At 61.3% G+C, this 16101-nt stretch carries 20 protein-coding genes; 8 read left to right on the top strand and 12 right to left on the bottom strand.

Annotation, left to right across the window (positions count from 1 at the left end; genetic code table 11):
- Window positions 1-470 precede the first annotated feature (470 nt).
- Both AC1DUP_RS22620 and AC1DUP_RS22615 read left to right on the top strand, forming a co-directional pair.
- Window positions 471-677, top strand: a complete 207-nt coding sequence (locus AC1DUP_RS22620) for a hypothetical protein (RefSeq protein ID WP_113318943.1) — start codon at window positions 471-473, stop codon at window positions 675-677.
- A gap of 225 nt (window positions 678-902) precedes the next feature.
- Entirely contained in the window at window positions 903-1064 is a 162-nt protein-coding gene (locus AC1DUP_RS22615) for a RagB/SusD family nutrient uptake outer membrane protein (RefSeq protein ID WP_162747189.1), read from the top strand.
- Between the two features lie 191 nt (window positions 1065-1255).
- Here AC1DUP_RS22615 and AC1DUP_RS22610 read toward each other — a convergent pair whose 3' ends face one another.
- A complete protein-coding gene (locus AC1DUP_RS22610) occupies window positions 1256-1657 on the bottom strand; it encodes a GFA family protein (protein WP_113506777.1) in 402 nt (133 codons plus the stop codon).
- Window positions 1658-1874: 217 nt separating this feature from the next.
- On the opposite strand from AC1DUP_RS22610, the gene AC1DUP_RS22605 reads away from it, so the two are divergent.
- Window positions 1875-2114, top strand: coding sequence for a hypothetical protein (locus tag AC1DUP_RS22605; protein WP_113299376.1), 240 nt, complete (start codon window positions 1875-1877; stop codon window positions 2112-2114).
- On the top strand, window positions 2111-2377 hold the full coding sequence (locus tag AC1DUP_RS22600) for a hypothetical protein (RefSeq protein ID WP_477834582.1): 267 nt from the start codon (window positions 2111-2113) through the stop codon (window positions 2375-2377). Before AC1DUP_RS22605 ends, AC1DUP_RS22600 begins: the two co-directional genes overlap by 4 nt.
- A gap of 14 nt (window positions 2378-2391) precedes the next feature.
- Here AC1DUP_RS22600 and AC1DUP_RS22595 read toward each other — a convergent pair whose 3' ends face one another.
- The 5 genes from AC1DUP_RS22595 to AC1DUP_RS22575 all read right to left on the bottom strand — a co-directional run bounded on the left by AC1DUP_RS22595 (window position 2392) and on the right by AC1DUP_RS22575 (window position 7794).
- Window positions 2392-3639: a glycosyltransferase gene (locus tag AC1DUP_RS22595; protein ID WP_477834580.1), complete on the bottom strand. Its 1248-nt coding sequence runs from the start codon at window positions 3637-3639 to the stop codon at window positions 2392-2394.
- A 170-nt stretch (window positions 3640-3809) separates the two neighbouring features.
- A complete protein-coding gene (locus AC1DUP_RS22590; RefSeq protein WP_113299256.1) occupies window positions 3810-4574 on the bottom strand; it encodes a sugar phosphate isomerase/epimerase family protein in 765 nt (254 codons plus the stop codon).
- A gap of 120 nt (window positions 4575-4694) precedes the next feature.
- Window positions 4695-5627, bottom strand: a complete 933-nt coding sequence (locus tag AC1DUP_RS22585) for a glucosamine inositolphosphorylceramide transferase family protein (protein ID WP_477834577.1) — start codon at window positions 5625-5627, stop codon at window positions 4695-4697.
- A complete protein-coding gene (locus tag AC1DUP_RS22580) occupies window positions 5605-6747 on the bottom strand; it encodes a glycosyltransferase (protein ID WP_477834575.1) in 1143 nt (380 codons plus the stop codon). The genes AC1DUP_RS22585 and AC1DUP_RS22580 overlap by 23 nt, the downstream gene beginning before the upstream one ends.
- A gap of 312 nt (window positions 6748-7059) precedes the next feature.
- Complete coding sequence (locus AC1DUP_RS22575) at window positions 7060-7794, bottom strand: glycosyltransferase family 25 protein (protein WP_113299378.1); 735 nt, start codon at window positions 7792-7794, stop codon at window positions 7060-7062.
- A gap of 278 nt (window positions 7795-8072) precedes the next feature.
- Between AC1DUP_RS22575 and AC1DUP_RS22570 the strand changes: the two genes are divergently transcribed.
- Entirely contained in the window at window positions 8073-9416 is a 1344-nt protein-coding gene (locus AC1DUP_RS22570) for an NAD(P)/FAD-dependent oxidoreductase (RefSeq protein WP_477834573.1), read from the top strand.
- 109 nt (window positions 9417-9525) lie between these two features.
- Here the strand turns inward: AC1DUP_RS22570 and AC1DUP_RS22565 are convergent, their stop codons facing one another.
- On the bottom strand, window positions 9526-9735 hold the full coding sequence (locus AC1DUP_RS22565) for a DUF805 domain-containing protein (protein ID WP_477834571.1): 210 nt from the start codon (window positions 9733-9735) through the stop codon (window positions 9526-9528).
- A gap of 321 nt (window positions 9736-10056) precedes the next feature.
- Between AC1DUP_RS22565 and AC1DUP_RS22560 the strand changes: the two genes are divergently transcribed.
- Window positions 10057-10566, top strand: a complete 510-nt coding sequence (locus AC1DUP_RS22560) for a hypothetical protein (RefSeq protein WP_477834569.1) — start codon at window positions 10057-10059, stop codon at window positions 10564-10566.
- Window positions 10567-10703: 137 nt separating this feature from the next.
- Here AC1DUP_RS22560 and AC1DUP_RS22555 read toward each other — a convergent pair whose 3' ends face one another.
- The gene (locus tag AC1DUP_RS22555) at window positions 10704-11510 is read right to left on the bottom strand and encodes a class I SAM-dependent methyltransferase (RefSeq protein ID WP_477834567.1); all 807 of its coding nucleotides are present in this window, start codon (window positions 11508-11510) and stop codon (window positions 10704-10706) included.
- A 57-nt stretch (window positions 11511-11567) separates the two neighbouring features.
- Complete coding sequence (locus tag AC1DUP_RS22550) at window positions 11568-12296, bottom strand: carbonic anhydrase (protein WP_477834565.1); 729 nt, start codon at window positions 12294-12296, stop codon at window positions 11568-11570.
- Window positions 12297-12533: 237 nt separating this feature from the next.
- Between AC1DUP_RS22550 and AC1DUP_RS22545 the strand changes: the two genes are divergently transcribed.
- Complete coding sequence (locus tag AC1DUP_RS22545) at window positions 12534-13295, top strand: sulfite exporter TauE/SafE family protein (RefSeq protein WP_477834563.1); 762 nt, start codon at window positions 12534-12536, stop codon at window positions 13293-13295.
- Window positions 13296-13306: 11 nt separating this feature from the next.
- On the opposite strand, the gene AC1DUP_RS22540 is transcribed toward AC1DUP_RS22545, so the two are convergent.
- On the bottom strand, window positions 13307-14116 hold the full coding sequence (locus AC1DUP_RS22540; RefSeq protein ID WP_113311062.1) for a pirin family protein: 810 nt from the start codon (window positions 14114-14116) through the stop codon (window positions 13307-13309).
- Window positions 14117-14259: 143 nt separating this feature from the next.
- On the opposite strand from AC1DUP_RS22540, the gene AC1DUP_RS22535 reads away from it, so the two are divergent.
- Window positions 14260-14850 carry an SMI1/KNR4 family protein gene (locus AC1DUP_RS22535; protein ID WP_477834561.1) on the top strand — a complete coding sequence of 197 codons (591 nt, stop codon included), beginning with the start codon at window positions 14260-14262 and terminating at the stop codon, window positions 14848-14850.
- A gap of 62 nt (window positions 14851-14912) precedes the next feature.
- Here the strand turns inward: AC1DUP_RS22535 and AC1DUP_RS22530 are convergent, their stop codons facing one another.
- Entirely contained in the window at window positions 14913-15434 is a 522-nt protein-coding gene (locus tag AC1DUP_RS22530) for a P-loop nucleotide/nucleoside kinase family protein (RefSeq protein WP_477834559.1), read from the bottom strand.
- A 193-nt stretch (window positions 15435-15627) separates the two neighbouring features.
- Window positions 15628-16092, bottom strand: coding sequence for an Lrp/AsnC family transcriptional regulator (locus AC1DUP_RS22525; RefSeq protein WP_477834557.1), 465 nt, complete (start codon window positions 16090-16092; stop codon window positions 15628-15630).
- Window positions 16093-16101: the final 9 nt, after the last annotated feature.

Raw genomic sequence — 16101 nt, 5'->3', positions numbered from 1 at the left:
CTTAATCTCAGGATCTTAGCTTTATCGCAAAATTAACCGTGTTATTACTGAAGCTATCACAACATAAAAAGTGACATAATAACCCGAATGGGTGAAATCATGAGGTATAAAAAGAATTATACTTCTGCCTACCTCTGGCGACGTCACCTTCCCGTCAGAACCAGCGATCGCGCATGCACCGGCGCTTGGAAGAAAGATCGTCAATCGTATCCAGCCCGTCGAAATGGCGGGTCGGAAACCGGATCCGGCGGCGCCTGCCGCAAATCGGCCGCCCTGTGCCGGCGCCCATCTTTTCTGTCATGTCCGGCCGACAGGCTTTGGCTGGCCGCGGCGGCTTCTCCTATCGGATGAGGGAGAAATAGCCGTAAAGATCTGATCGTTAACCACTCCGGACTAAAGCCCTGGCGTCATATCTCTTTTAGTATGCATATTAGAATGCTCTAAGGTGGTCGCGGCTCGGGAGGGGTATGATGACACGTTGGGATGAAGATGAAGTCTTTTCCAGATTCGTGGAGGAGCGCCGCGAGCTCGGCTTTCGGGGCGACCGGCCGCCGCAGCGACGGCGGTCGATAAACTGGCAGTTTCTTGCGGTTGTCGCGGTTGTTTTGGGCGCCGGGCTCATAACGGTTACATCAACCAGGATCGACACCGAGGTCACCGTCGTTCTTCCTCAGTAATGGTGCCAGGGACTGTCAAGAATGCAGGCGGACGTGTATCCGCCGCCGACCGAACCTGTCGGCCGGCAGCGGCCGTTTGCCCATCGGATGATGATAGGGTCATCGGGTTACAACTATTGAATGAATTGCCATCGCCGGTTCACGAGGTAGCATTCCGGTGACCTTGTGGCGCGGGCTTGCACATCACGCAACGCTTCGGCTCGCCACATCGGTCGGGAGGGTTTGATGGCACATGTAGAAGACGACGATGTCTTTTCCAGATTCGTGGAAGATCGTCGCGAGTTTGGCTTTCAGGGCAAGCGGCCGCAGCAACGGCGGCCGATGGGTTGGCCCTGGGTTGCGCTGATCACGGTTGTCCTGGGTGCCGGGCTCATCACGCTGACATAAGCGACGAACGACAACGAGATCACCCCGCCCTTCCTGAGATGGGGAAAACGGCTGCGGCGCTCAAGCATGTCGCTCAACTGTGTGGCGGGTCTGCGATCAATCTGAAAGATTGCGACAGGCTTTCGTAAGTGCGACTGGTTGTGACCTTCGTCATGGTAAGTCGTGGCTTCCCGCATTTGCGGGCTATTCCGTCAGAACCAGAGGTCGCGCACGCACCGCCCCTTGGAAGGAAGGTCTTCGAACGTCTCCAGGCCGTCGAAATGATCGATTGGCAGGTCGGAAACGCGGTCCGGCGGCGCCAGCCGCAAGTTGACCGCCATGCGCCGGCGCCCATCCTTGTTGAGCCTCAGGCCACGCCAGCTCAAAACACAGGCGCAGGTCGGGCAGAACAATATTTCCAGCGACGACGTCTCCCGGCCGGTTCGCGTATAGGAGCCGGTCTCGCCCTTCATGGAGATACGCCCGCCCTCGTAATCATAGGCCCAGAGCGCCCCATAACGCCGGCAGAGCGTGCAGTTGCATGCGGTGATCGAGCCCGGATCGCCTTCCAGCGTCCAGCCCGCCTTGCCGCAATGACATGAGCCGATCAGCATCAGCGCACCGTTCCATCCTGCTTGTTCCGATAGCGTATCCTGCCCCAATCCCGTGATATCCGCAAACGGCGCCCGATCCGATGCTCCTCCCCGCGCTCAGGGCTCGATCGCCGCCCTTGACTCCCACCGAAATGAGAACATAATAAGAACATCCTTGGCGTCTCGGCCGCCATCCCGACAATATGAAACTGAAATGCTCTGCAAGGAGAATGAGAACATGCGTCCGCAATTGGCTCCCAAAACTGATAGTGATGTGACTGAAAACGAAGACCTGAGCTGGGAGGTCGAGGCCGTTCTCTCCTGGCACGACGAGGATGCCAAGGCGGCCATCGCCACGCTTCTGCAGGACTGCCGCCACCTGCGCAGCCAGCTTGCTCTGGCCGAGGGCGCGATAAGCAGGGGCATGGTGCGCGGCTGGCGGCCATCTTTCGACCGCCCTCTTTTTGAACGCAGATGAAACACCGCCGCAGCGTCGATCTCGTCGCCGGCCACGAGGTGGTCGAGATCGACAGGGAGACGCTCTCCACCCTGCCGCAATGGTATGTCATCCACGCGCGATGCCCGGCCTGCCAGCACGAAACGATGATCGACCGGCGCGAGCTCGCCCATCGTTCCGGCAAAAATATAACCCTTGCCAGGATCGGTCCTCGCCTGAAATGCAACGGCTGCGGCAATCGCTCGGGAAACCAGCTGCTTCTCGGCAGGCTGCCGCGCGATTGACCGCGATCCCCGCTCTACGTGCCGGCCTCTGCAAGCAGCAGCCGCGCCGCTACCATTGCCCCGTCGGTGCGGATCTCAGGGGCTAAGGCCGAGGCACGCTGGCGGATCTCCGGCTGCAGCGCTGCTGAAAGTGCACCGGAAAAACTCTGAAGCGTCGGCGTTGTCCCCTCATGCGGCACGCCGATGCCGAGCGCTGCAACGCGGGATGCCCAGTAGGGCTGATCGGCTATCTGCGCCACGACGACCTGCGGCACGCCGGCTCGGGCCGCCGCTGCCGTCGTGCCTGCCCCGCCATGATGGACGATGGCCGCAACCCGCGGAAAGAGCGCCTGATGATTGGCCTCGTCGACGACGAAACAATCGCTTCCGCCATCATCGGGCACCAGGCCGGCCCAGCCTTGCGAGAGCACCGCCCGCCGCCCCTGCTGACGGATAGCAGCAACGATCAGGCTGGCGGCATCCCTCAACGCATGCATCGGCATGCTGCCGAAACCGACATAGACGGGTGGCTCGCCGGCATCGAGAAAGGCCTCCAGTGCCGATGGCAGCCGCCGGTCGTCATCAAGCATCCACGCGCCTGTCTGCACCGCATCGACCAGATCCGTCTTGAGCAAAGGCCCGAGCATCGGATCGGCGGCAAGCAATGGCCGTCTGGTCAGGACGGGATCGCGGACATTCTTAACCGGATAAAGGCCCATCGAGGCGCGCAGACGATTGAAGGCCCCACCGAACATCACATTCTTGGTTTCGATATCGTAATCCCAGAGCGCCCTGACATCCGTCACCCCAGGCGGATGCGGCCGGCCCGGAAAAGCATGCGGCTTATGATGCTCCGATGGCAGGAAAATCGGGCAGAAGGCGGCGCCGAAATAGCGGATGCCAGCCCGGTCAGCCACCAGCCGCGCCGCCGCCATCGAAGGAAACAGGCCTGCAGCGACAATCAGATCGCAGCCTTCCGCCGCCGCCGAGAGGGCTTCGACCTGTCCTGCCATGATCACGGCCGCCCGTTCGGAAATGCCTTCGGCGGAACGCTCCCGCGTGTTGCCCGCCGCGCTCCTCTTCATCACCTCGCTGACCCACTGTCGCACCGGCGCATTGGCCGGCGCCAGCGGCACGCCGAAGCGTTCCAGCAAGGCTGCAAATTCCGCATCCGGCGGCGCACACACGATCGCGTCTGCGCCTGTTGTCCTCAAAGCCATTGCCAGCGCCGCCAGCGGCTGCACATCGCCCCGCGACCCGTACGTGGAAAGCAATACACGCATGCTCTTCTCCCGATGCTGTTGATCAGGATAAGCGTTCTACGCCTCGACCTGGGTCTTGCCACAAGTCCCCCCTGCGCCATATCTATAGGCATAGCAGGGAGTGTGATCGCACCCTGCCGGCTTCTTCCCCCTCATTTCGCGCGATAAACGGCAAAGGCAGCCCTGCGATCTTACGTCAGGAACCGGCTGAGATAGGCATAGCTGCGCGCCGCAAATTCGAAGGGCAGTCGCGGATTGTCGTGCTCGACGACGAAAAGCCGGGCGCCGCTGGCCATCGCCGCCCGCCAGAGAGATGGCCAGAGCAGCACGCCGGAGCCGACATTTGCCCAGCCGTCCTCGTCCGGATCCATGTCATCGGGCGCCTGATCCTTCACATGCACCGAGACCAGCACGCCGGCATAACGCCTGATCCATTCGATGGCATTGGGCTGGGCGCGCGCGAGCCACGCAATATCCGCCTGCCAGGTAAGCGGACTGCCCCTGGCTGCCTCGAACATCAGCTCGAAGCCGTAGCGCCCGCCGATGGTGCGCTCGAAGCCCGCCGTCTTGTTGTGATAGCCGAGCGCGATGCCATCGGCCTTCATCTGTTCCGAGAGCGCGCCGAGCTCATGGCCGATCCGCTGCCATGCGGCTTTCGTTTCCTTCGCCACCAATGGCGCCGGATGCGGCACGAAGAGCTGCCCGATGCCGCACTGCTGGCAGGCCTCGACAAACCGCCGCCGCTCGCTGCGCAGCGCCTCCAGCCCGACATGGGCCGATGGCGCCACCAGCCCGTTCCTGACAAGCCCGGCCTGCAGGTTATCGGCATCGCGCAGATGCCCCTCGAGCGGCTCGACCGCGCCATAACCGGCAGAAGCCGCCTTTTCGAGCTGCGTGCCGAGATCTCCAAGGCCGCGCATCGAAAAGAGCTGCAGCGAAAGCATCGGTTTCGTCATCGCCGCTCTCCAGACCATTGTCGCCCTCGCCGGCAAGGCATCCCGACCGTTCCTCCGTATCGAATCCGAGGACAGTTTCGCCTGTGTCGGCGCAGATTGCGAGGGCAAAAGCGGCCGATATCACCCCACTGCGGACAAGGCGGGCTTCGGCAGCAGCTTGCGTTTGAGATTGACGATATGGCGGCCGAAGGATCTGTCGATACGCTTCACATCGATCAGCGTCAGGTTTCCGCAGGCGGAAAATGTGTGGAGGCCGTCGGGGTAATCGGCAGTGGCGAGATCGCCCGTCAACTGCGCCGGCAGATGCGCGCAGGTCACATGCGTTTCGCTGAGCAGGCTGAAGCGCAGGAAGCGAAGGCCGCCACCATAGCTGACACTGCAATCCTGAACCGGCAGGATGATCTGGCCGTCAGCACCGATAAAGGGCGTGCCGCCCGGCCGGGCGCCGGAGCGATCCACCAGAATCGGGTTCTGCGGATGGGTTTTCCACGGGCCGGTCAGCCGATCGGCAAAAGCGATATGCAGCTCGCGCTGGTCGCGCGCGCCGGCCCCGACAAGCGTGTAGAACATCCACCACTTGCCCTGATGCTCGATGAGACAGGCCTCGGCAGCCGGCACACCGGCCAGCAGCACCGTTTCCCGCACCCAGCCATCGGGAAACGAGCGGGCACGGTACAGTGCGACCTCCCCCGCCTTATGGCTTTCCGGCATCATCAGCACCTCTCCATCCTGCTCGATCAGGAAGGGATAGGAGAGATGAAAAGGCATGGTGAGCGCTACCGCCTTGCCGCTCCATTGCAGGTTCGGCCCCACCAGTTCATGGCGCTCGATGAAGCCATGCTTGGTGTGGTAGTCATAGGCCTCCACGAAGACGTGCAGGCTGTCGCCGCGCTTCACGGCAAAAGGGTCTGCGAGATATCGCCAGGGGCCGGGATCGGGCAGCCATGTGATACGATCAGAACAGTCCGCCAAAGTTTCGGCATCGAGCAGCGCCTCGGCAGGGGCCGGGACGATGCCGACCTGCCAGAAATCACTCTTGGGCTTCAGACGCATAGATCAACCGCGGCTGATCGATGTCGGGTGCAGCCTGGACTGCCGCTCCGCGGGCAACCCGGGAATAGAAATCGAGAACATTGGCGATACCTGCCGAACGAGAGAAAGGAGCCAAGTCGTAGCCTACGCGCGACAGGCGGACAACGGATTCTTCCCGCATCACATCGCCGAGCGCCTCGGAAAGCTGCTCGATCGAGCCGGGTGCGACCAGCGTCACCGGATGCTCGCGCAGATATTCCGACGGGCCTTCGGCGGCTGTCGCGATGATCGGCAACCCCTCATGCATGGCTTCGAGAATGGCAAGCCCCGCCGATTCTTCGCGGGACGGCGAGACGAAGAGATCGAGATTGCGCAGGAACCCCGGAACATTGTTGCAATGGCCGAGCAGATGGATGCGGCTGTCGCCCTTGGCAAGCTTTTCCAGCGCGGCGCGATGCGGCCCCTCGCCGACGATGACAAGAGCGGCATTGGCGGGTGCCGCCTTCCGGAAGGCCGACACCAGCACGTCATATCCCTTGCTGAGATGCAGGCGTCCGACGCTGCCGACAAGCCGTGTTTCGCGCGGCAAATTCAACTGCGCACGCAGGTCGATGCTCTCGGCGGACTTGACGTCGGGCAGCCAGTTGGAAATCAGCGCCGACTGGCCGTCATATTTGCCAAGCCGCGTCGACTGGGCGGCATTGACGCAGATCACCCCGTCGAGACGGGCATGCTGTTTGGCTTTGTAGCCGACATGCAGGGTCGCGATCCGGGCGACGCTGTCGGGCGCTGCGGCAAGCGCCTTGCAGCCATGGCTGAGATGCCCATGGGCGATCTCGATCCCTGTCCGCCCAGCCAGCCACCTGATCCTGAGACCACGCAGGAACGGCATCGAAAATCCGTGGAAAATAACTTTCTCGGAAAGCAACCCCGCCATCGGCGAGCCGTATCGCCCGGCAACGTGCACCTCGTGCCCAAGAGCAGCCTGCCCATTGGCGAGGTCAACGCAGTATCGTTCCGATCCCGCAACTCTGGAGGAGAACAAGACATGCAGAATTTTCAACTTGGGAGATGCTACCGGATCGGCAGCCGTATAGGCACGCGGGTGCAACTCACCCACGAAATCATTTCGAGCGCTCAAGATACACCTCAGACCGATGGCCGATCGAGTTGAGATGTTTGCCGAACACTGCTCGATAGCTTCTGGCGATGATCTACATTGCGGAAGCACTACCGACAAGACTGGCTAAGCATACAGAATCGTAAGCTTTTACGCCACAGAACAACCATTTTTGGGGTAACTTGCTGAAGTAGCTCTGAAAAAATTGCGGCAGTATTATGCATGACTGAAACAGCGATGAAACAGCCTGCTAAAGTGCCAAAAAAGTCTTGAGACAAACTTTGCGGACAACACAAAAGCCGCCCCCTCACACCCGACCTTCGGTCCGGCACTTTATTTTTTCAATGCGTAGTTGATTCTGCGGACCGTCTCGGCGATGCGGATCGCATAGGTCGGCAACCGCCTCCACCAGGGAAATTTGGTTTCCCTGTAGACGGATCGTGTGCCGATATTCGAGCCGCCCTCTTTCACATCGGCCACATTTCGACGGGTCGTATAGATCCGCGCTCGGGATGCCCAGCCCCGCTCCAATTCGATATCCCAGGGAAACCGCATGACGGCGATCTGCTTGAGGAGCTTCAGGGCGCCCATCCGCGTCACCGCATAGCAGGCGGCCGACCCTTGAGGACCATGCGTCGCCCGGCCGATCTCATCGCCCGCCGCCGAGGTGGCGACAGGCCTGAAGCCGACGGTGCGGTGATTCAAGAGCTTGATCACATCGGCGCCGGGAATCGCCGCGAGTGCGGCCTCGGCGCGCGCAACGAGATCGGCAGACAAAATGACATCGTCCTCGACGATGATGCAGGCGGCTTCACCCGTTTCCAGAAAGGCCGAGAGCACCTTCAGGTGGCTTCGGTAGCAGCCATATTCGCCCGGCAGCATGGTCCGGCCATTGTTGCGCTGGAAGGCGCGCTCATCACAGGCCACGCGCTGATCCGCGGCAACCTCTCGCCCATCGACGCCGGCAATGCGAACAAGGTCGAATTGCAAGGATCTGGCCTGATCGGAGAGAGCATTCCACCGATCCGTGGACCGGTCCAGATTGATCACATAAATATTGATGCTCATCGTCCAACCAAGGTTCTGCTGCTCGAGGCCGCCATGGGGCGCCCTGCATCGGGATTACGCTTTCCGTCAAAAATGCTCGCCTAGCACTTCCCCCGCCAGTTGTGCAACCTGCCGTTCCGGCATTGCGGCAACGTCAGCGACGAATTTCGCTTATTCGGCCAGGAGGCAACCCGCATCATGGGGTCGGCAAAGCACGCACGTCGATGACATCGGCTTGAATTGCCGGCCGAGAGTCTCTAGCAATCTCACCTGTTGATCAGCCCTTCAGGACGCACAGCTTGCTCGCATTCCCCTTCTCCTTAAACGATCCCATCCAGCATCATGGCCCGCTTCCGAAAACCTCCGAAGTCGTCATTATCGGCGGCGGCGTCATCGGTGTGACGACGGCGCTGTTTCTGGCCAAGCGCAATATCTCCGTGACGCTCATCGAGAAGGGACGCATCGCCGCAGAGCAATCCTCGCGCAACTGGGGCTGGATCCGCAAGCAGGGCCGCGATGGCGACGAGCTGCCCATCGTCATCGAGGCCTGCCGCCTGTGGAAGGAGTTCGCGGCAGAATGCGGCGAGGATATCGGCCTTACCGAGACCGGCGTCACCTATCTCGCCAACTCCGACAAGCAGATGGCCGGCTTCGAAACCTTTATGAAGCTCGCGAACACCTACGACCTCGACACCCGCCTGCTCGACAGCGGCCAGACGGCCTCCCTCTTCAAAGGCATGTCCCGCAAATTTGCGGGATCGATGACGACGCCCTCGGACCTGCGCGCCGAACCGTGGCTCGCCGTCCCCGCGCTTGCCCGGCTCGCCGCAAGGCTCGGCGTGACGATCATCGAAAACTGCGCGGCGCGAACCCTCGATATATCGGCCGGCAAAGTGAGCGGTGTATGGACCGAGGCCGGCCGCATCGGGACATCCACAGTACTCGTCGCCGGCGGCGCCTGGTCGTCGCTCTTCCTCAGAAACCACGGCGTCTCCATTCCGCAGCTTGCTGTCCGCGCCACCGTCGCCGCAACCGAACCTCTGGCTGAAATTCACGCCGGTGCCGCAGCCGGAGCCGATGTCGCCTTCCGCCGCAGGCAGGACGGCGGCTACACGCTGGCGCCGGCAAGCCATCGCCTCTATCTCGGGCCGGACGCATTCCGCCACGCCACGAAATATATGCCGGCGCTCATGGCCCACCCCTTCGGCACCCGCTATTCGCCCGCAGCCCCCGAAGGCTTCCCGGACAGCTGGTCGACCCCGCGCAATTGGACAGCGGATGCCGAGAGCCCCTTCGAACGGATGCGCGTCATCAACCCCGCTCCCGAACAATCCAGTCTCGATGCGATCAGCCGCAATTTTCAGCGCCTCTTCCCGCAATTCGCAACCGTGCGCCTGAAGGCGACCTGGGCCGGCATGATCGACGCCATGCCCGACATCGTGCCGATCGTCGACCGCGTGCAGGCCATTACCGGCCTCCTCGTCGCCACAGGCATGAGCGGCCACGGCTTCGGCATCGGCCCGGGCATCGGCCGCGTGGTCTCCGACCTGATCCAAGGCAACGCTCCCGGCCACGATCTCAACCGCTTCCGGCTCTCGCGCTTCAGCGACGGCAGCCGCATCCGGCCGGGGCCGGCGATCTGAGCCGCCTTCAGCATGACACCAATAAGTCGTGAACGATCTGCGGTAGCTGCTGCCGCCGCTTCAATGGCCTTTGGATGACCGCATTCGGCCGACTTCGGCCACTTGAGTTTCAGCTAAAAATTAGGCTCAGGTCAGCGTCCCGATCAAATCTGGCACCATCGGGCTTCGATGGAAAAAGCAACAGGATCGTCAGCACCAATCCATCGATGTAAGGGATCAGCGTGATCAGAAGCCACCATGCTCGAAAATTCGCATCGTGTAACCGACGCACAATTGCGCTGATACTCGGTATCAGAAAGAATACCGCATAAACGACCAACTAAGAGTAGATCGGTGCCGATTCAGGTAATCTGAGAACTCCACAAATGACACCCAATGTAAAACCAATGACCAGAGAGATCACAAGGCTTATGAGGACAAAAAGCTAATAGGCTTTTCGACCAAGTCGTCCAGAAAACTGCAAACCATTTTTGTAAACGTCAGTGAAGTAATGCATTTATGGTCCCCATATCGCCATTTGCAACTTATGCATTTATTTTGTTCAGAAGCAATTGTGCAATCGAATGCAAGCTAGTGCGACGGTCGATCGGGTAGAAGACGAAACAGCGGCTTGCACAATCCTGTTGCTTAGGGGTCGTCTATGAATGCGAGACACTGGCTTTTCCGTCTCTGGCTTTTGATCAGCTTTCTCTGGACTGTGGTTCTCGGAGTGATCAGTTGGCCAATGGTCATGATGGATTACGGATGGGCAGACAGCAGTCAGCTGGAACAGTACCGATCAGCTGAATTGCCGGTGCGATGCGAGGAAGCTCGTGGAACGGTCCATCTTGACTATTGGACGCGTGAGGCCGCCGAACCATGGAACCGCGACAATTACGAAACACCTTCACATGCGTGCTGGTACAACGAACAGCATTTCAGAGCATTATGGCCCGAATACAAGGGTATGCCGCTCGCTGACCTGTCCGCCGAATTGTATCAGTCGCTGGAGTGGTCGCAGCAATTCAACGGCGATCCCTATCTTCACACGAAATTAGCGGCGTTCGTCGCTTTGGTTCCACCATTAGTGCTGTTTGCGATCGGGTGGCTGCTTGTGCGGGCGCTTGTCGGTGCCGCTCGCTTGGTCAAGCTTTCAAAGAGCTTGCCCTGAGTATGATGAGGTGGCGGGCAATAAGCACTACCGGCGTGGTCGTCAAGCGCAAGCCCGGCCAATTCGGCAGGCTCGGCACCGAGTAGCAGCGCGCCTGCCTGTCTTCCCTCGCCCTTGCAGTCGAGGACGCTTCAGCCCTACCTCCGCCTCGCGATGAAAACCGACGTCGTCATATTCCTGGTGACGACACCGCCAAAATCGGCCCTTGCCAGTTCTTCCAACGCATTCAGCAGCTCTTCGCGCTTCTCCGCTTCCAATGCCACGACATTCGAATAGGTCGCGTAAAGTCGCCGCACCGCAGGCGGATCGAGCGTCAGCGTCCACTCGAACATGACAGGCGGCTCGCACTGAAACGAGGCCTCCTCAAAATCCCTGAGCCGGGCCTCGCTATCGAGCCCGTGAGGCGTCAGCGTCGTCCCTCCACCGGACGGGCTTGCGCGATGCCCGGCAAAGAGATGCGTGCCCGCCTCATGAAAGGGGTCGGGCCTGATATTGTCGCCAAAGACGTTCCAGATCAGCGCCACAGCACCGCCATCGCGAAGCAGCGCATGCATACGCCGCAGCGCCGGAACGGCATCAAGCCAATGAAATGCCGTCGCACTGACCACCAGATCGTAGGATTGCGGCGCCTCGTTCACCTCTTCGAAGGGTCGCTCGATCACCTCCAGCTCGGAGCGATGCAGTCGGGCGCGAAGGAATTCCGCAAGCCTCCTGTCCGGCTCGATGGCGAGCAGCTGCTGCGGCCCATGGTCCAGAAGATGTTCCGTGGCAAGTCCGGTTCCCGCGCCGATCTCCAGTATCGAGATACCGGATCGCAATCCGGCACGCTGCCGCAACACATCCCACACCGCCGGCGGATAAGGTGGCCGGGCTAACTGATAGTTTTCGGGGCTAAGTCCAAAGGCTTCCCGGCCAAATGAACGGGCAAGGGTATCACCGGACATGACGATCTCCGCGCTGATCGGCGTAGTCCTATCCCATTCGGCAGGAAAGCGCACCCGTTAACCAAGCAGCGACACCACGCCGCTGGCGATATCATAGCGCGCCGCGACGACCTTGAATTTCCCTTCCCTGGCGGCGCCTGCAATGACGGTCGAGCTCCGGCTGATCAGCGTTGCCTGCATCCTGGCATTCGCATCGATGGCCGCGTCGAGATCGTTCCCTGCCGCATTCACCGCCGGCCAGATCGGCGCATAGAGGGCACCGATCTGGCCGGGCACGGCCTTGCCGTCGATGGTCGCCTTCACCGCACCGCAATTGCTGTGGCCGAGCACCATCAGAAGCCGGGCGCCAAGAACGGCAACGCCATACTCGAGGCTGGCGATGATCTCGGGCGTGGCGATATTGCCCGCGACACGCACCACGAAGAGCTGGCCGATGCTCTGGTCGAAGACGAACTCAACCGGCACGCGTGAATCGGCGCAGGAGAGCACCGCCGCGAAAGGCTCCTGCTTCTCCGCCGTCTTCGCCTTGAGGATGGAAAGGTCTTCATTGAGAGACTGGAGACGCCCGTCGATGAAGCGCCTGTTTCCATCCATCATCGCCTTCAGCGCATCATCGGGCGCGATTGTGCTCTGCGCCGATGCCGGCCCGGCCGATGAGACGGCAGCCGCCAGCGCAGCACCTCCCAACGCGCTGCACAGGAAGCGGCGCCGTCCCTGGTCCGCTGTTGCATCAGGACAGCCGCCGCAGCCGCAAGCCACGCCGGGATGTTGCATAAAACCGTGCATTTTCCCCTCCCAAAATCGACAATGCCCAACCCGAGCCCTGTTCCCACATGGCAACGCGAGCGCCCGCCTTGCGCAAGTCGCCCAAACGGGTGAGGTGCGAACCGGTCTTTGCCCGCGCATCGCACGCCCCATTTCCCGGAATATTTCGCGACGCGAACACCTTGAGGCCATCGATGGCTTGTCCTCCCACCGGCACCTGATGCATCGAAAGACACGTCGGGGAGATGGGGCAAGCCAATGACACTAGGCATCATCCTGTTGCTGTTTGTATCGGGCATAGCCGGCGGGGTGATCAATGCGCTCGCCGGCGGCGCCACGCTGCTCACTTTCCCCGCCATGCTTGCCGCCGGCCTGCCGCCGGTGACCGCCAATGCCTCGAATGCGGTGGCGATCGTGCCGGGCCATCTGCTCGCCGTCCTCGCCGATCGCCGCAAGGTGCTGCCGCTTGACGGGAAGCTCGGTGCTTCCGTTGTCGTCTGCCTCATCGGCGGCGCCGTCGGCGCGCTCCTGCTGCTCGCCTTGCCCGAGCGGCTCTTCGTTCTCCCCGTTCCAGCCCTGATCGGCATCGCCACTCTACTCTTCCTCTTCTCGCCCCGCATCGCCGCCTGGGCGGAGGCGAGACGCGGCGATGCCGAGCCGTCGCGCGGTCTCGGCCTTTCCGTGCTGGGCCTCTCGTCGATCTATGGCGGCTTCTTCGGCGCCGGCCTCGGCGTCATCCTGACGGCAGTTCTCTCGATTGCCGATCCCAACGATATCCGCCGCGTCAAGGCGCTGAAAAATCTGCTCGCGACGTCAGTCAGCATGGCAGCCATCGTCATCTTCATCGCTGAAGGCGCCGTCCACTGGCCTGAGACGTTGACGATGCTGTCAGGCGCACTCGCAGGCGGCTATCTCGGCGGTTATCTTGTGCGCGTGCTGCCGGCAGGCGTGGTCCGCTGGTTCGTCATCGTCACCGGGACAGCCATGACCGTCGTCTATGCTGTCAAATATTGGAGCTGAGCCCCTCTCCTTCATCTCGGCCGCCACAGCCGCTTCAACCCTTGCCACCGTTTGAGAAGACGGATCACGATCGGCGGCGGGATTTTCCTGTGGTCGGCAATCGTCCCCTGCCGCGTCACAGGCGCTCGGGGATCCAGCAGGAAGGCCACCATCACGCAGGCGCTCGTCGCCTCTGCGGCCAATATCTCCTCGGACAGCAGCAGCCCTTGCTCGCCTTCACCAAATGCCTGCCCGCCGGCGCGAACCGCGCCGCTGAACACATAGAAATAGAGGTCGCACCCCTGCTTAAACGGGAAGTCCACCCGCACGCCGGCCTCCAGCCGGATGTCGAAGAAATCGATCCTGTTGCGAACGAAGAAAGGCGCATCGCCCCCTTCCGGCCCGACAAGGTGCCGCCAGCGATTGGGCGCGCTGTCAGGCATCACCCCATGCTGGATGCCGGGTTCGAGATCGACCGCATCGGGTCGCACCAGGATCTGCAGCATGCGCAGCGGCGGATCGGAGGCCAGCGTCTCCTCGGAATGCCAGAAGCTGCGCCCGGCATTCATCACCATCAGATGCCCGCTGTCGCAAACCAGCCGGCCGCGCGCCCTGTCTTCATGGCGCATCACGCCATCAGGCACCCAGGAGATGATCTCATCGTTGCGGTGCTCGTGCATGGCAACCAGCCGGCCCGGATGCAGGACGGTTTCGACCACCATCGCCAGCGGCCCATGCCCGTGATCCCCAGGTTTCGGCTTTACCCATCCCGGCATGTTGATATGCACGACAAACCCTCCCATGTCGCGCACGACGAAGGTTCGTTCCGCCTTGAGCAGCATCGCATCCTCCTTGCCTGCAAGCAGTGACGATACCCGCCCATTAGCGCCCCGATCCCATCAGAGGTCAATCAAGCGGCCTGCCATTGACCTGTCCCGCCCCGGCCTTAAATGCCTGCGCCGTACGCGCAACAAGGAAACCCATCGTGAGCAATGACAACACAATCCCGTTCCGGCGCCCTGACGCGCTCGCCAGATTTGCGAAGTCCCCTCTCGTCGCAGCCCGCTATGGCGGCGCAGATGAAGCGCGGCTCGCGGCATTCGAAACGCGCCACGAGATCAGTCTGTCCGAAGGCTATCGCGATTTCCTGATGCGGGAAAACGGCCTCGACTATCACATTCCCCACACCACCATCGCCACGCTGCCCGCAGAGGCGCAGAGCGATGCCTTCGTTCTCTGGGACATCAATACGCTGTTTGGCATCGGCAACGGACATCCCTATTTCGATCTCGAGGAACTCGCCCCGGACATGGATTTCCACGACTACGGTTTCACCGCCTTCGCACATGTCATCGGCCTCGGCGGCGACTTCTCCACCCTCGTCGAAATCACCGAAGGCAAACATGCAGGCGCGATCATGTACACCGATGGCGAGCTTTTCCATGGCATGCGCAGCGATGGCATCGGCGGAAAATCCGCTGACGAAGCGATCGATGATTTCATCGAGAACGGTTATTACTATCCGATCGCGACGAACCTCTCCGACCTCTTCGAAAAATACGCCCGGCTGAGCTGAGGCTTCGCGCCGATCATTGGCAATCTCGTTGACAGGGTTCGGTCAGGCGGCCGATATCAGGCCTAACGCGTTTTCTGATACCGGTCAGTTTCAAGCTTCGACAGCAACGCGACGACGGCCTCATCCACGCCCTGCTTCGCAGTGTCGATAGTGATGGGGCTCTGTCCCCAATCTTCGTAATCGCGTGCGGTTACGTCTTCCCAGCGAGGCTTTACCAGCCCCGGAACATCGCTTGCGCGCGTTTCCACCCGTCGACGATGTTCATCCCGGTCCGAGCAGATGATTTCGATCTCAACGGCCGGCACGCCTGATCGCACTGCGACCGACAGCCAGGCATCCCGTGTCACTTTCAAGGGATTGACGGAGTCCGCAACGACAATCTTGCCGAGCGTGAGATTGTCTTCGGCGACCCCGTATCCGACCATGTAGCCTGCCGGACCGACCTGCGAGCTCAACATGCCCGAAGCCCGTATGTTCTGTTCGATCGTATCGACGCGCAGATATACGGCCCCGAGTTCCCTCGCCAGGGCGCGCGAAATCGTCGTCTTCCCCGAGCCGGGCAAACCGCCGAAAATGATCAGCATGAATAGGCACCTCCCGCTTGCTGATGAACCCCGTGGATCCTAGAGGAGATTCGTGATCCTGGAATATCCGGCCGATCTTTTTGCCGGCGCCCATCATGTCCGGAGAATGAGGCCGCGAGGGCCGCTCTCGCGTGATGAAGCAAGTGAGAAACACTTCCGGGCCTGGTGCACCAGCCGCTGGCCCGGAACCCCGTCAGGTGGGAACGCTGAGCCCCACCTTGATCCTGTCCATCGCAACGAACGTCCGGAACCGCTTCACATTGTTGTTGCCGAAGAACAGGCGCCGCGTCAGCGCCTCGTAATCGGCCATCGAGGGCACGACGATGACGAGCACGAAATCGGCCTCGCCCGTCACGTAATAACACTGCTGGATTTCCGGCGATGCGGCGAATTCGCGCTTGGCCTGCTCGATCTGTTCCGTCGTTTCGCTGATGACCTCGACCTCGACGAAGATGGTGATCGCCTGCCCGACGGCGGCTGGATCGATGACGGCGACATTGGCTCGGATCACGCCCTCTTCCGTCATGCGCTTGATGCGCCGCTGGACCGCCGGGGCCGAAAGATTGATCGCCTCGCCGATCGTGCGCTGCGGCGTGGTATTGTCGCGCTGCAGGATCTCGAGAATTTTTCGGTCGAAGGCATCGAGTTGTGCCGGCATGGCAGGCTC

The organism is Rhizobium sp. 01L419 (assembly GCF_056400025.1).
The sequence above is the reverse complement of the archived record's forward strand: the minus strand, read 5'-3'. Positions and strand labels throughout refer to the sequence as shown.